Source organism: Guyparkeria halopsychrophila (genome assembly GCF_044582135.1).
GTDB lineage: Bacteria > Pseudomonadota > Gammaproteobacteria > Halothiobacillales > Halothiobacillaceae > Guyparkeria.
On sequence record NZ_JBDODP010000031.1, the window covers coordinates 1 to 14435 of the forward strand.

The 14435-nt window shown below is 63.5% G+C and carries 15 protein-coding genes; 9 read left to right on the top strand and 6 right to left on the bottom strand.

All coding sequences use genetic code 11. The features are described from left to right. Positions 1-86: 86 nt before the first annotated feature. From lnt to miaB, 5 genes are all read right to left on the bottom strand, one after another. On the bottom strand, positions 87-1682 hold the full coding sequence (lnt, locus tag ABGV18_RS10835; RefSeq protein WP_396586033.1) for an apolipoprotein N-acyltransferase: 1596 nt from the start codon (positions 1680-1682) through the stop codon (positions 87-89). Continuing rightward, complete coding sequence (locus tag ABGV18_RS10840; RefSeq protein WP_396586034.1) at positions 1657-2460, bottom strand: HlyC/CorC family transporter; 804 nt, start codon at positions 2458-2460, stop codon at positions 1657-1659. The genes lnt and ABGV18_RS10840 overlap by 26 nt, the downstream gene beginning before the upstream one ends. Positions 2461-2650: 190 nt before the next feature. Further along, complete coding sequence (gene ybeY / locus ABGV18_RS10845) at positions 2651-3007, bottom strand: rRNA maturation RNase YbeY (protein ID WP_396586035.1); 357 nt, start codon at positions 3005-3007, stop codon at positions 2651-2653. Positions 3008-3138: 131 nt separating this feature from the next. Beyond that, positions 3139-4104, bottom strand: coding sequence for a PhoH family protein (locus tag ABGV18_RS10850; RefSeq protein ID WP_396586036.1), 966 nt, complete (start codon positions 4102-4104; stop codon positions 3139-3141). Continuing rightward, on the bottom strand, positions 4104-5525 hold the full coding sequence (gene miaB, locus ABGV18_RS10855) for a tRNA (N6-isopentenyl adenosine(37)-C2)-methylthiotransferase MiaB (RefSeq protein ID WP_396586037.1): 1422 nt from the start codon (positions 5523-5525) through the stop codon (positions 4104-4106). The genes ABGV18_RS10850 and miaB overlap by 1 nt, the downstream gene beginning before the upstream one ends. Positions 5526-5780: 255 nt before the next feature. Here miaB and ABGV18_RS10860 point away from each other — a divergent pair, with 255 nt between their 5' ends. From ABGV18_RS10860 to ABGV18_RS10900, 9 genes are all read left to right on the top strand, one after another. Further along, positions 5781-6365: an SUF system Fe-S cluster assembly regulator gene (locus tag ABGV18_RS10860; protein ID WP_396586038.1), complete on the top strand. Its 585-nt coding sequence runs from the start codon at positions 5781-5783 to the stop codon at positions 6363-6365. A gap of 7 nt (positions 6366-6372) precedes the next feature. Further along, positions 6373-7845, top strand: a complete 1473-nt coding sequence (gene sufB / locus ABGV18_RS10865; RefSeq protein WP_396586039.1) for a Fe-S cluster assembly protein SufB — start codon at positions 6373-6375, stop codon at positions 7843-7845. Positions 7846-7905: 60 nt separating this feature from the next. Further along, positions 7906-8661, top strand: coding sequence for a Fe-S cluster assembly ATPase SufC (gene sufC / locus ABGV18_RS10870; protein WP_396586040.1), 756 nt, complete (start codon positions 7906-7908; stop codon positions 8659-8661). Further along, positions 8661-9956, top strand: a complete 1296-nt coding sequence (sufD, locus tag ABGV18_RS10875) for a Fe-S cluster assembly protein SufD (RefSeq protein WP_396586041.1) — start codon at positions 8661-8663, stop codon at positions 9954-9956. Before sufC ends, sufD begins: the two co-directional genes overlap by 1 nt. Beyond that, positions 9956-11197 (top strand): SufS family cysteine desulfurase, encoded by a 1242-nt coding sequence (locus ABGV18_RS10880; RefSeq protein WP_396586042.1) that lies wholly within the window; start codon positions 9956-9958, stop codon positions 11195-11197. Before sufD ends, ABGV18_RS10880 begins: the two co-directional genes overlap by 1 nt. A 23-nt stretch (positions 11198-11220) precedes the next feature. Further along, positions 11221-11766, top strand: a complete 546-nt coding sequence (gene sufT / locus ABGV18_RS10885; protein ID WP_396586043.1) for a putative Fe-S cluster assembly protein SufT — start codon at positions 11221-11223, stop codon at positions 11764-11766. Between the two features lie 53 nt (positions 11767-11819). Then, on the top strand, positions 11820-12158 hold the full coding sequence (locus ABGV18_RS10890; protein WP_396586044.1) for a Rieske 2Fe-2S domain-containing protein: 339 nt from the start codon (positions 11820-11822) through the stop codon (positions 12156-12158). A 295-nt stretch (positions 12159-12453) separates the two neighbouring features. Beyond that, complete coding sequence (locus tag ABGV18_RS10895; RefSeq protein ID WP_396586045.1) at positions 12454-12900, top strand: iron-sulfur cluster assembly accessory protein; 447 nt, start codon at positions 12454-12456, stop codon at positions 12898-12900. Between the two features lie 14 nt (positions 12901-12914). Continuing rightward, complete coding sequence (locus tag ABGV18_RS10900) at positions 12915-13346, top strand: SufE family protein (protein ID WP_396586046.1); 432 nt, start codon at positions 12915-12917, stop codon at positions 13344-13346. A gap of 89 nt (positions 13347-13435) precedes the next feature. Here the strand turns inward: ABGV18_RS10900 and ABGV18_RS10905 are convergent, their stop codons facing one another. Further along, positions 13436-14320 (bottom strand): LysR substrate-binding domain-containing protein, encoded by an 885-nt coding sequence (locus tag ABGV18_RS10905; protein ID WP_396586047.1) that lies wholly within the window; start codon positions 14318-14320, stop codon positions 13436-13438. Between the last annotated feature and the right edge of the window lie 115 nt (positions 14321-14435).

The window sequence follows — 14435 nt, forward strand, 5'->3', positions numbered from 1 at the left end:
GTTGGCGGGGGTTTTTCGTTTCTAGGGCCAGAGCGGTGGGCGGAACCCCGCAGCCGGGCAACGTCAGGCCCGGCATCTAACCCGGCTTACTCGAATTTGCGGGCCGTCCCTGAACGAAGCCGGGCTTGCCACCAAACGGCCACGGCCAACACGATCAGCATCAACCCGAGTATCGGCCACGCACCGAGGTAAGCCAGCGGCGTATTCCCCTCGCGCGGCCTGACGTCTGCCGTCAGCACGCCCTGCTCCCCGGTCCCCAGTGTTTGCCGCACGTGCCCAGTGGTATCGACGATCGCGGAGATACCGGTATTGGTGGCGCGCACCAGGGGGCGTCGAAACTCGATCGCTCGCGCTCGCGCCATCTGCAAGTGCTGATGTGGCGAGAAACTCTCGCCGAACCACGAGTCATTGGACACCGTCACCAACAGATCCGCGTCCGGGATGGTCGCACGGATGTCGCGGGAGAAATCCGCTTCGAAACAGATCGAGGCCCCCAGTGTCAGTTCGCCGACGCGCAGTGGTGACTGATTGGCCCCGCCCGAACTCAGATCCGACATCGGCACCTGGAAGAGCCAGGGCATCTGCTCGAGCAGCCAGCGCAAAGGAAAGTATTCACCGAACGGCACCAGGTGGCGCTTGCGGTATTCGCCCACTGAATCGGGAAAGCCGAGTAACGTGTTGTAATAGCGCCCCGTTTCGTCGCGCGAGAACGTGCCGACCAGCAAGGAAAAATTACGGTCGCGGGCGAGCGCATCGAGTTCGGTGCGCAGATCGGGAAGATCGTCGATCACTCGCGGGATGGCGGTTTCAGGCCAGAGGACGAGATCGACCTCGGGTAGCGAGTCGGTCAGGTCCCGGTAGATCGAGAGGGTGCGCTGGAAGAATTCCGGGTCGAATTTCTGCATTTGCGCGATATTGCCCTGCACGACACCAACGCTCAGCGTTTGCCCGGTCGGCTTGGACCATTCGATGGAACGAAGCGGCAACGAGGCCAGGAGCACAAAAAGCAGCAAGCCGGCCGGGCCGAGCCAACGACGCCAGTCGGGCCCATGCCCCCAGACGCGGGAAGTCAGGCACCAGAGAACCACGCCGAGCGCGAGCAGGATGGCGGTGACCCCGTATTCCCCGATGAGGGGCAGCCAACCCACCAGGGGGCCATCCACCTGGCTGATGCCGAGATTGAGCCAGGGGAATCCGCCGAAAAGCCAGGCGCGCAAGGCCTCGACCAGCACCCAGCTGGCCACGAACGCCGCCGCTCGGCTGGGCCAATCGGCTTTGGGCGTGACGCGGACGGCAAGCCAGGCGGCAACCGCCGGGTAGACGGCCAGCGCCATGACGAACAGCGCGGTCACCAGCACGGCCAGGGGGGCAACGATGCCGCCGAACAGGGTGAAGCTTTCGTAGACCCAGCTCACGCCAAGTCCGAATTGCCCCAGCCCGAACCACCAACCCAACCGCATCGCTCGGCCGGGTCGGCAGTGACGGATCAGCGCAAACAAGACGGCCGGCGCGATAATCGCTGCCGGCCAGAACGCAAATGGAGCGAACGCGAGCACCAAGGTGGCACCCGCGATCAGGGCGAGCAGACTTCCACCCCACCCGTTCAGGCGGCCGGTAAACCGGGGCCCCGCGACGAGCGGGTCGCCTCGTTGGGAATCAGGTCTCTTCGTCTGGCGAGCCATCCGTTTCCTCACTCGGTTCGAAATCGAGCTTGGTCACCAGCAGCAAATGGAGCCGGCGACGATCGGCGCCCAGCACCTTGAACTCGTACTCACCCAAACGTGCGACCTCACCCCGGCGCGGGAGGTGCCCCAGCGTGTTGGACACCAGCCCGCCGATGGTGTCGTACTCGCCGTCGGAAAAGTCGGTAGCGAAGACTTCGTTGAACTCCCCGATCGGGGTCAGTGCACGGACCGTGTGCCGCCGCGGCGCCTGCTGGCGGATATTGACACGCTCCTCGACATCGAACTCGTCGTCGATATCACCAACGATTTCCTCGAGCACGTCCTCGATGGTGACCAGGCCGGCCACGCCACCGAATTCGTCCAGCACGATGGCCATGTGCGTGCGCGTCAGGCGGAATTCGGCCAGTAGCGCATCCAGGCGCTTGCTTTCCGGTACGAACATGGGGGTACGCACCAGGTCGAGAAGATCGAACGTCGAATCGCCACCAGGCTGCTGGGAATTGGCATAAAAGCGCAGCAGCTCCTTGACCAGCAGAATACCGATCACCTCGTCGCGATTGGTGCGGATGACGGGATAGCGGGAATGCCCGGTCTCGACCGCCGCCGAGAGCAGTTCCGGCAGCGTGGTGCCCTCCTCGATCACGTCCATCTGGCCACGGGGGACCATGACGTCGCGGACACGCAGATCGTGGAAGTCCAGTACCGAATCGATCAGGCCTCCAGTGGAGACCGGAAAGACCTCGGATTCAATCGCCTGGCGAACCAGGGACTTCATCTGATCAATCGATCGGATTTCGCAGGGGCAGAAACGCTGTTTTACACGCTGCAACCAGGACCCGTCTTGCGAGTCCGAACTGGGAGGTTCGTCTTCCATGGATCGTCTTTCTTGAGAGGTTGGAAAGGGAATTAAATCAAACAGATGCGACGGAAAAGAGTCGTAGAATCTCGGCGTCGATCTTCACGATTCAGGCATAGGGATCGGGGTAACCCAACGAGGCGAGCACGCGAATCTCGATCGATTCCATTTGCTCTGCCTCGGCTTCGGTCAGGTGATCATAGCCCAACAGGTGCAAAATCCCATGTACGACCATGTGCGCGTGGTGCGTGCGCCGGGATTTTGCCTGCTCCTTCGCCTCGCGTTCCACCACGTCGGCGCAGATAACCAGATCACCCAGATAGGGGTGATCCGACCCCGGCAACACCGCCAAATCCGCTGGATCGTCGGCGGCTGGGAAGGAGAGCACGTTCGTGGGTCGATCCTTGTGCCGGAATTGCGCGTTCAGCGAGCGGCTTTCCTCGGGTTCGACGTAGCGAATCGTCACCTCTCCGCCATTCGGCCCATCCGGAACCAGCGCGCCAAGGGTGCGCGAGACCCAACCGATCAATGTTCGTCGCGACGGGCATCGGGATGTGCAGGCACGCTGCCGATCGACCCACACCGGGGGCGAACGGGTCAATCCGCCCTGCTCCGACTCTCGTAGGCATCGATGATGCGCTTGACCAACGGGTGGCGCACCACGTCGCGGCTCTGGAAGAAGGTGAACCGCACCCCCTCAACGTCGCTGAGCACGTCGATGGCATGGCGCAGGCCCGAGGTCGCGCCCTTGGGTAGGTCGACCTGCGTGATATCACCGGTAACCACCGCGGAGGTGCCGAAGCCGATCCGGGTCAGGAACATCTTCATCTGTTCGATACTGGTGTTCTGCGCCTCGTCCAGGATGACGAACGACTCGTTGAGTGTCCGACCCCGCATGAAGGCCAGCGGCGCGACCTCGATCACGCTACGCTCGATCAGGCGATTGACCTTGTCGAAGCCCATCATCTCGTAGAGCGCGTCGTACATGGGCCGCAGGTACGGGTCGATCTTCTGCGCCAGATCACCGGGCAGAAAACCGAGCTTCTCGCCTGCCTCGACCGCCGGGCGTACCAGCACGATGCGCTGCACCTGGCCACGCTCGAAGGCGTCGATCGCGCTGGCCACGGCCAAATAGGTCTTGCCGGTGCCGGCCGGGCCGATGCCGAAATTGAGATCCGACTCGCGAATCGCCTTGAGGTACTGCACCTGACGGTTGCCCCGCCCGCGGACGATGCCCCGTAGTGTCTTAATCAGCACCTCGTCGCCTGGCGGGGGCGACGCGTCTTCCATGCCGGCCTGCTGCATGCCCAGATTGACGCGTTCCGGGTCGATCACCTGGCTTTCGCTGAGCTTGTAGAGGTCGGCGAGCAGGGTCTCGACCTGATCGGCGATGGCCGACGGGCCGATCACCGCAAACAGGTTGCCGCGATGATTGATCTCCACGCCAAGGCGGCGCTCCATCATCCGCAAGTGCTCATCGAAGCTGCCGGCAAGATTGGCCAGCCGCTCGTTGTCGGCCGGTTCGAGGGCGAATTCCAGGCGTTCGGCTTGCATCTCGGTCATTACGCTGCCACCAGCTTTCGCGCCTTGGCCCGCTCACGGTCCGTGGGATGGATGTCGATGAACTTGCCGCGCAGGGAGTTCGGATTGACCTGGGTGATTTCGACATCGACGAACAGGCCGACCAGCCCCGGACGGCCGCCGAAGATCACGCTGCGGTTGTTCTCGGTCTTGCCCATCAGTTCATTGGGATCCTTCTTCGACGGCCCCTGCACCAGCACCGTCTGCGTCGTGCCGAGCATCGAGCGGGAAATCTCCTGCTCGAACTCGGTAATGCGCGTCTGCAGGCGCTTGAGACGCGCCTTCTTGATTTCCTCGGGCTGGTCGTCCGGCAGGTTCGCGGCCGGCGTGCCGGGCCGCGCGCTGTAGACAAACGAGAACGAGTGATCGAAGCCGATATCCTCGATCAGTTTCATGGTCTGCTCGAAGTCACGCTCGGTCTCGCCAGGAAAACCGATGATGAAATCCGAGGAGATCGAAATCCCCGGACGGGCCTCACGCAGCTTGCGGATCTTCGACTTGTACTCCATGGCCGTGTGGCTGCGCTTCATCAACGCCAGCACCCGGTCGGAGCCCGACTGGACCGGCAGGTGCAGGAAACTCGCCAGTTCCGGCACGTTGCGGTAGGCCTCGATCAGGCGGTCGGTGAACTCCACCGGGTGGGAGGTGGTGAACCGTATGCGGTCGATGCCGTCGATCTGGGCGATCACCTCGATCAACAACGCGAGATCGGCGATCTGGCCGTCGTGCATCGGGCCCTGAAAGGCGTTGACGTTCTGCCCCAGCAGGTTGACCTCGCGCACGCCCTGCTCGGCGAGATCCGCCACCTCCGCGACGACATCATCGAACGGCCGGGAAATCTCCTCGCCCCGGGTGTAGGGCACCACGCAGAAGGTGCAGTACTTCGAGCAACCTTCCATGATCGAGACGAACGCGACCGGGCCGTCGGCGCGCGGGTCCGGCAGGTTGTCGAATTTCTCGATCTCCGGGAAGGAAATATCCACGACCGGCTTTCGCTCGGCCTCGACCACCGCCACCATCTCGGGGAGCCGGTGCAGGGTCTGCGGCCCGAAGACGATGTCGACGAACGGTGCCCGCTCGCGCAGCGCCTCGCCTTCCTGGCTGGCGACACAGCCGCCCACGCCGATGATCAGGTCCGGGTTCTTCTCCTTGAGCGGGCGCCATTGGCCCAGCTGGGAGAACACCTTTTCCTGTGCCTTTTCGCGGATCGAACAGGTGTTGAGCAGGATCACGTCGGCCTCGGCCGGGTCGGAAACCGGTTCAAAGCCGCGCGACACGCCAAGTACGTCGGCCATCTTCGCCGAATCGTACTCGTTCATCTGGCAGCCCCAGGTCTTGATGTAGAGCCGCTTGCCGGCGCCATCGGTGGGCACGAATGTCTTGTCGGTGGCTGTCGTCGTCACGTCAACGAATTCCTCGTCATTCCGGCGTGGGGAAAGGGTGCGAAAGATAGCAGAAATCGCGGCCAAATCGAAGCGCAGACAAAGGCTTAAGCCCGATAAAGGCAACGCTGACGCAATACGGGCGCAGCGCTCGACCACGCCGCTTGATTAAACCGTACCGTTTTAGTACTTTTAACGCACTTATCCCGTTACCAACGGCGCATTCCCGTGCCATTGGATATCGGGGACATGGGACCGTTACCCGCGGAGGCAGGCATGTTGAAGATCAGCCGACTGAGCGATTACGCCATCGTGCTGCTGACGGCACTGGCCGGCGATCCGCGCGAGAAACCCAGCGAACAGCGCGCCAATGCACGAGCGCTCGCCGAGCGCACCGGGATCAACATGCCGACGGTGGGCAAGTTGCTCAAGCTCCTCAACGGCGAGGGCATCGTGCAGTCTCGCCAGGGGCGTAGCGGCGGCTATTTTCTTGCCCGTCCGGCCGAGAAGATCACGCTTGCCGAAATCATCGAGGCCATTGACGGGCCGATCGCGATGACCGACTGCTTCCGCCCCGATCACGATTGCTCGATGCAGAGTGACTGCGTCGTCCGGCCGCACTGGGAAGCGATCAACCGGGGCGTGCACGCCCTGCTCGACGCCACCACCCTGGCCGACATGACGCGGCCGGTGAAAGGCAGCGCGCCCACGACCCAGGTGCCGGTCTGGTACGAGCGGTCTCGCGGTGGCGAGATGATGGATGCCGACGCTCCCTCTCCGACTAGCGGCTCCTCAACGGATTCCCAACACGAACACCGCCGGGCGGCTCGACCGACCGGCCATCAGCCTTCGACCAGGTGATAACGACATGACCGAAACACAGGAACTCGAGCAACTCGTCAAGCGAGAGTACAAGTACGGTTTCACGACCGACATCGAGCAGGAAATCATCCCGCCGGGTCTTGATGAAGACGTGGTGCGCATGATCTCGGCGAAGAAACACGAGCCCGAGTTCATGCTTGAATGGCGCCTGTCGGCCTTCCGCCATTGGCAGACCATGAAAGAGCCGGAATGGGCACACGTCCATTACCCGAAGATCGACTACCAGGCACTCTCCTACTACGCCGCGCCGAAGTCCCAGGAAGAGCTCGACGCCGACGCGCCGGAATCGCTCGACGATGTCGACCCGAAGCTTCTGGAGACCTACGAGAAGCTCGGTATTCCGCTGCACGAGCGTGCCGTGCTCGCCGGCGTCAAAGGCGCCAACGTGGCGGTTGATGCGGTATTCGACTCCGTTTCGGTGACCACCACCTTCAAGGGCAAGCTCGCCGAGGCCGGCGTGATCTTCTGCTCGTTCTCCGAGGCGGTCGAGAACCACCCCGAGCTGATCAAGAAATACCTCGGCACCGTCGTGCCCCAGGGCGACAACTACTTCGCCGCCCTCAACTCGGCGGTGTTCTCCGACGGCTCGTTCGTCTACGTGCCCAAGGGCGTGAAGTGCCCGATGGAGCTGTCGACCTACTTCCGCATCAACGCGAAGAACACCGGCCAGTTCGAACGCACGCTCATCATCGCCGAGGAAGGCGCCTCGGTCAGCTACCTCGAGGGCTGCACCGCCCCGCAGCGTGACGAAAACCAGCTGCATGCGGCCGTAGTCGAGCTGGTCGCGCTGGACGATGCCGAGATCAAGTATTCCACCGTCCAGAACTGGTACCCGGGCGACGAGGAAGGCAAAGGCGGCATCTACAACTTCGTCACCAAGCGTGGCGAATGCCGTGGCGATCGCGCCAAGATCACCTGGACCCAGGTCGAGGCCGGCTCGGCGATCACGTGGAAGTACCCGAGCTGCATCCTCAAGGGCGACGACTCAGTCGGTGAGTTCTACTCGGTGGCCGTGGGCAACAACTACCAGCAGATTGACTCGGGCACCAAGATGATTCATCTGGGCAAGCGCACCCGGTCGACGATCGTCTCCAAGGGCATCTCCGCCGGTCGGGCCGAGAACGCCTACCGCGGGCTGGTACACATCGGCAAGACCGCGACGCACGCCCGCAATTTCACCCAGTGCGACTCGCTCTTGATCGGCGATCGCTGTGGGGCACACACGTTCCCCTACATCGAGGCCAAGAACGCCAGCGCCCAGGTCGAGCACGAGGCAACCACCTCCAAGGTCAGCGACGACCAGATGTACTACCTGCGCTCGCGCGGCCTGTCCGAGGAAGACGCGATGAACATGGTCGTCAGCGGCTTCTGCAAGGACGTCTTCAATGAACTGCCCATGGAATTCGCCGTCGAGGCACAGGCCCTGCTGGCCGTGTCGCTCGAAGGATCCGTGGGCTGATCCGAAGAAAATACCTTATAAACATTGGGTTAACCGAACAATTTACAAAGGCTTTTCAACATGGCACTTCTCGAAATCAAGAATTTGCACGCTGAAATCGATGGCAAGGAGATCCTCAGGGGCATCAACCTGACCATCAATGCCGGTGAGGTCCACGCCATCATGGGACCAAACGGCTCGGGCAAGAGCACGCTCTGCCACGTACTCGGCGGCCGTGACGGCTACGAAGTCACCCAAGGCACCATTACCTTCGACGGCCACGATCTCCTGGAAATGGAGACCGAAGAGCGCGCGGTGGCCGGCATGTTGCTGGGATTCCAGCACCCGGTCGAGATCCCGGGCGTCAAGAACATCTACCTGCTCAAGGAATCGCTCAACGCCAAGCGCGAGGCGCAGGGTCTCGACGAGGTCGACACCTTCACCTTCATGAAGCAGGTCCGCGAGCTGGTCGCCAGCATGGACATGGACGATGCCTTCCTGCATCGCGGCGTCAATGCCGGCTTTTCCGGCGGCGAGAAAAAGCGCAACGAGATCCTGCAGATGCTGCTGCTCGAGCCCAAGCTCGCCCTGCTCGACGAGACCGATTCGGGCCTCGACATCGACGCGCTGAAGGTCGTTTCCGAGGGGATCAACCGCATGCGCGGCGAAGAGCGCGGCATCATCCTGGTCACGCACTACCAGCGCCTGCTCAACTACGTCGAGCCGGACTTCGTGCACGTGCTCTACCAGGGCAAGATCATCAAGTCCGGTGACAAGTCCCTCGCCCATCGCCTTGAAGCCGAGGGTTACCAGGAGATTCTCGAGGAGGCATCGTGATGCGCAAAGAGCTCCCCGACTGGCTCAAGACGGCCATGCCGGAGACGGCCGCGGCCCCCGAGGCAATCGCCCGCACGGCGCGCGAACAGGCTGAAACGCTCGGCCTGCCCGGCCTGCGTGACGAGGAATGGCGCTGGACGAACCTGCGCGCGATTCAGCGGGGCCAATTCAGCGCCCCGATCGGCGTGGGCGCGGATATTGAACCGAGCATCCGCCTGCCGTTGGACAACCCGCTGCGTCTGCGCTTTATCGACGGCGTGTTCGAGGGCGTACCCAACGAGATACCTGAGGGTCTGACGCTCAGTGCACTCGCCGATGCCGACGAGGACACTCGACAAGCGGCCTTCTCGCCGACACCGGCGCCAAGCGTCGAGAACCCCAACGACGCCCTGGTCACGCTGAACACGGCGATGGCCCGCGAGGGCGTGGTGATCGACGTCGCGGCCAATGCGGTCGTCGAACGCCCGATCGTTATCGAGTGGCTCGACGGGGCGACCGAGTCGGTGATGAGCCACCCGCGGGTGCTGGTTCGACTGGGTCAAAGCTCAAGCGCGACGCTGATCGAACACATCGAGACGGTGGGTGAGCAGCCGTCCTGGCGCAACAGCGTGATCGTCTCCTCGATCGCCGCCAACGCCGCGTTGACGCACATCGCCCTTGGGCTGGACGGCGCGAGGCGCCTGGCGACCGAACGCACCTTCGTCTCGCTGGAGCGGGACGCGCGCTATCACAGCCACAACGTCCAGCTCGGCGGGCAGATGATCCGGCGGGAGTACGACATACACGTTGGCGGTTCCGGGGCTCATGTCGACCTGATCGGGCTGATGATGCCGCGCGGCAAGCAGGTGCTGGACACCCATACCCGCATCACGCACGCCGCGGCGGACACCACCAGCAACGAGCACTACCGCACCATCGCCGATGATGCCGGTCGTGGCATCTTCAAGGGCCGCATCCTGATCGAGGAGGATGCCCAGCGCATCCAGGCGTACCAGTCGAGCAACAACCTGATCCTGTCGGACAACGCCGAGATCGACGCCAAGCCCGAACTCGAGATCTACGCCGATGACGTCAGCTGCTCGCATGGCGCGACCATTGGCCGGCTCGACGAGGAAGCGCTGTTCTACCTGCGCTCGCGCGGCCTGCAGCTGGACGAAGCCCGTGGCCTGTTGATTGCCGGTTTCGCCCAGGAGGTCGTCGACGAGATCCCGCTGGTCGAACTGCGCGACTGGCTCACCGAGCGCGTCGAGCAACGTCTCGGCGAGCGTGACACCGCCGACGACGAGAAGGCGTAATGGCGGACGACGGGCGCATCCAGCCGTTTTCAGTCGATACGATCCGGGCCCAGTTTCCGGCGCTCGACCAAGAGGTGCATGGCAAACCGCTGGTCTATCTCGACAACGCGGCCACCACGCAGAAACCGCGAGTCGTGATCGACACGATCCGAGAATTCTACGAGCGCGACAACGCCAACATCCATCGTGGCGTACACACGCTGTCGGCGCGTGCCAGCGAGCGCTTCGAAAACGCCCGCACGCGGATCGCCCGCTCACTCAACGCCGACAGCGATCGCGAAATCGTCTTTGTCCGCGGCGTGACCGAGGCGATCAACCTGCTGGCCCATTCGCTGTCGGACGACTGGCGGGCCGGTGACGAGGTGATCCTGAGCGAGCTCGAGCACCACGCCAACATCGTGCCGTGGCTGATGCTCGGGCAGCGCAAGGGGATCGTGGTCCGCACCATCCCGGTCAACGAGCGGGGTGAGCTCAAGATCGACGCCCTCCCTGATCTGATCACCGATCGCACGCGGCTGGTGGCGGTCAACCACGTCTCCAACGCGCTGGGGACGGTCAACCCGGTGGCACGCGTCGCCGAGATCGCCCATGAGTGCGCTGTGCCGGTACTGGTCGATGGCGCGCAGGGTCTGCCACATGGGCCGGTGGACGTCCAGGCGCTGGGCTGCGACTTCTACGCCTGTTCCAGTCACAAGGTGTTCGGCCCCAGTGGCGTCGGCGCCCTGTACGCCCGGGGTGACTGGCTCGATCGCCTGCCGCCGTTCATGGGCGGCGGCGACATGATCGAAGAAGTACGCTTTGACGGCGTGCGTTTCGCCCCGCCGCCATCGAAATTCGAGGCTGGCACGCCCAATATCGAGGGCGCGATCGGCTTCGGCGCGGCCCTCGAATGGGCCGACGGGCTCGACTGGCTGGCGATCGAACGTCACGAGGCCGCCCTGCTCGAGCGCATGACCCGCGGGCTGACCGACATCCCCGGCCTAAGGATCGTGGGTCAGGCCGCGCACAAGGTGCCGGTGGTCTCGTTTCTCATCGATGGGGCCCACCCGCACGATATCGGCACCCTGCTCGACTCGATGGGCATTGCCGTGCGTACCGGCCATCATTGCGCCATGCCCTTGATGCACTGCTTCGACGCGCCGGCCGGTACGACCCGCGCTTCAGCGGCCTTCTACAACACACTCGACGAGATCGACCAGTTCGTCGCCGCGGTCGCCCGCGTGCGCGACATGCTCGTCTGACCAACCACCGGAGAGAACCAACCGTGGAACCGATGGAACGCATCCGACTTGCCCGTGACGTGGTCTGCACCATGGTGCCCTCGGGGCAGAAGGTGCTCGCCTCGAAGGACACGCCCGTCGAACTGATGCAGGCCCTGGGCGGCAGCTTCACCATCAAGGCGCGCGGCCATCTGCTCCGGGTCGAGGGCAAGGACGCCGACGCACTGGGCAAGGAGCCACCCCCACAGCCCGAGCTGCCGGAAAACGCCTCCGACGGGGAGGTCGAGGAGATGGTCTGGGAACAGCTGCGCGGCGTATTCGACCCGGAGATCCCGATCAACATCGTGGATCTGGGCCTGGTCTACAAGGTCAGGGTCGAATCACTGCCGGTCGCCGGACGCCGTGTGGAAGTCGACATGACGTTGACCGCTCCCGGTTGCGGCATGGGCGGCGTGATCGCCTCGGACGCGCATCAGCGGATCATGGAGATCCCAACCATCGAAGAGGCGGCCGTCGAACTGGTGTTCGACCCGCCCTGGAGCCGCGAGATGATGTCCGACGAGGCGAAGCTTGCCACGGGCATGTTCTGAGCCGGTTCGGAACGAATCTCTCCGCTTGAAATCAAACCTCTGTGAGTGAAACCGTGAGCGAAACCCTCGACGAGAACTGGATCCGGGTCTGCGAGCAGCGCGAGCTTGCGCCCGGCGAACGCCGCGTGGTGGAAGGCCCCGATGCCGACATCCTCGTGGTCAATGCCGACGGCGTAATACTCGCTGTGATTGACGAATGCAGCCACCAGGAACTGCCCATCTCCGAAGGACGCCTAGACGGCGACACCCTGACCTGCCCGTGGCACGACGCGGAGTTCTGCCTGAGGGATGGCGAGGCCCTGTCGGCACCGGCCTACGAGCCGATCGACTGTTACGATATTCGAGTCGAAAACGACACCATTTTCGTCGCCAAGACGCCGCGCGACGACTAGGGAAACTCTGCACGAATGCCATACCGCTCTGCGTGCCTTGAGCCGGGCAGATGCAAGGCGTTCGTCCGCCGCGGAAGAGTTATTCTCTTTCCAAGGACGAGAACACAGCAGATGCCCGGCTCAAGGCGCGCCCTGCGGGGCCTGGCGAGCCGCCCGTGCTCGGTGTTGCGTCGTCTTGACGTGACCACCGGCACGCCGGCGACGACGCGCCTGGATCACGAACGGCTCGCTAGGCCAGAGCGGCATGCCATTCGTGCAGAATTTCCCGAACGGCGAACATTACTGGAGGTGGTCCATGACCGCTCAAACGCACAGCGCACAACCCGTCAACGACACCCCGATTACCCCGGTAGACCCGGCCCGCATCGAGGCGGCACGCGAACGCGCCGCGGCCCTGCCTGCCGGACAGCGGCTGACCATGACCGAGGCTGCCCGCAAGCACCTCGAGCGCACCTTTGCCGACGACCCGGCGGCGCTGGGGCTGCGATTGGGTACCAAGAAATCCGGCTGCTCGGGATTCGCCTACGTGATGGACGCGGCACGCGACGTCGCGGAAGACGATCTGTGGTTCGACTGTGATGGCATCCCGATCATCACCGATCCTAAAAGCCTCGAGGCCATCCACGGCTCGGAACTCGATTACGTGGTCGACGGCCTGACCCGCATGCTTCACGTCAACAATCCCAACATCGAAGACAGTTGCGGCTGTGGCGAGAGCTTCACTGTTCGCGAAACCGACTGATTAGGAGTCTACCGATGGCCGACAAGGCGCCCAGCATCGACGCCGAGATCCAGGCACTCAAGGACGAATTCGCCTTCCTCGGCGACTGGACCGAGCGCTACCAGTACATCATGGACATGGGCAAGCAGATGCCTGCCTTCCCGTCCGGGAAACAGGACGAGGCGCACAAATTCCATGGTTGCCAGTCGCAGGTGTGGTTCGACTACCAGTGGGACGGCGACCGCCTCGAGTTGAGCGGCACCAGTGACGCGATGATCGTCAACGGCCTGATCGCCCTGCTCTTTCGCGTCTATTCGGGGCGAACCGCCGACGATATCCTGGCGACCGGTGGCGGCTTTATCGACGAACTGGGCCTGTCATCGCACCTTTCGGCCAACCGCGCGACCGGGCTGTCGAACATGATCGAGAAGATCCGGCAGCTTGCCACCGAGCGCGCCGCGGCCTGATCACTCGGCAAGCCGCCTTCCAAACTCGGGAATCGACACACCAACCGGCCGCCCTCGGCGCCGGTGCTCCCCGTCGGCGCTAACGGCCATCAGCCCGGCGCCGAATCGACCAATGATTCCATCATGCATTGATGGGCCGGGCTCGCCATCAACTCACGCTGGCGATAGAGCATCATTGCCGCCTCGGGACAGAGTCCCTTCTCGATCGGCAATACCATCAGGTCCGGCTCCGCACGGGCCTGGTGCTCCGGCAACCAGCCGAAACCCAACCCCGATCGCATCAGTTCGACCGCCGTATGCAGGTGGTTAACCGTAATCCGCTGGGCCGCGCCCAGCCAGCCGGCATTGCTCCCACGGCCGGGGTGTGAATCCCGCAACACGATTTGCCGATGTTGGCGTAGTTGCCCCTCGGCGAGCAACTGCCCCGCCGGCATCGCCTCGGCCTGTGTGACCAAGGGATGGCTCGGTCCGACGCACGGGACGAAGCGCACGCGCCCGACTTGCACACCGGTGTAATCACCGACCGGTTCGACCCCCAGGTAGATGCCCACCTCGTCGTCACAGAACATGGCCGGGCCGCCGCCGAGTACGGTCTCGAACAGCTCGATGCGGGTATGCGGGTAATCGGTGGAGAAGCGCTCCATCGCCTCGATCAGGCGATCGTGGGGAAACACCTGGTCGACGGCCAGGCGCATGACCGACGCGCCGGTATCGCGGAACTGCTCGATCACACCGCGCACGCCTTCCAGTTCGCGAATCAGTGGACGCACGTGCTCGAGCAGAATCGAACCCGATTCGGTCAGCTGGATGCGTCGCGCACGCGTCTCCACCAACGTCACCCCGATGCGACGCTCGAGCTGCTTGATGGCGTGACTGATGGTCGAAGGCGTACGGTGCAACCGCTCGGAGGCCGGTTTGAGCCCGCCGAGTTCAATCACCGTTTCCAGCCAGTGCCAGGTGCGAAAATCGTCCATCGTCGCTCCTCAATACGAAACAAGGACTATACCCATCGGTACGCCATCAGGGCCATCCCTCCGGCTGGAGCCATAGCCATAACCAAAAAAATCCCCCGGCCCGGCCTGACACGGG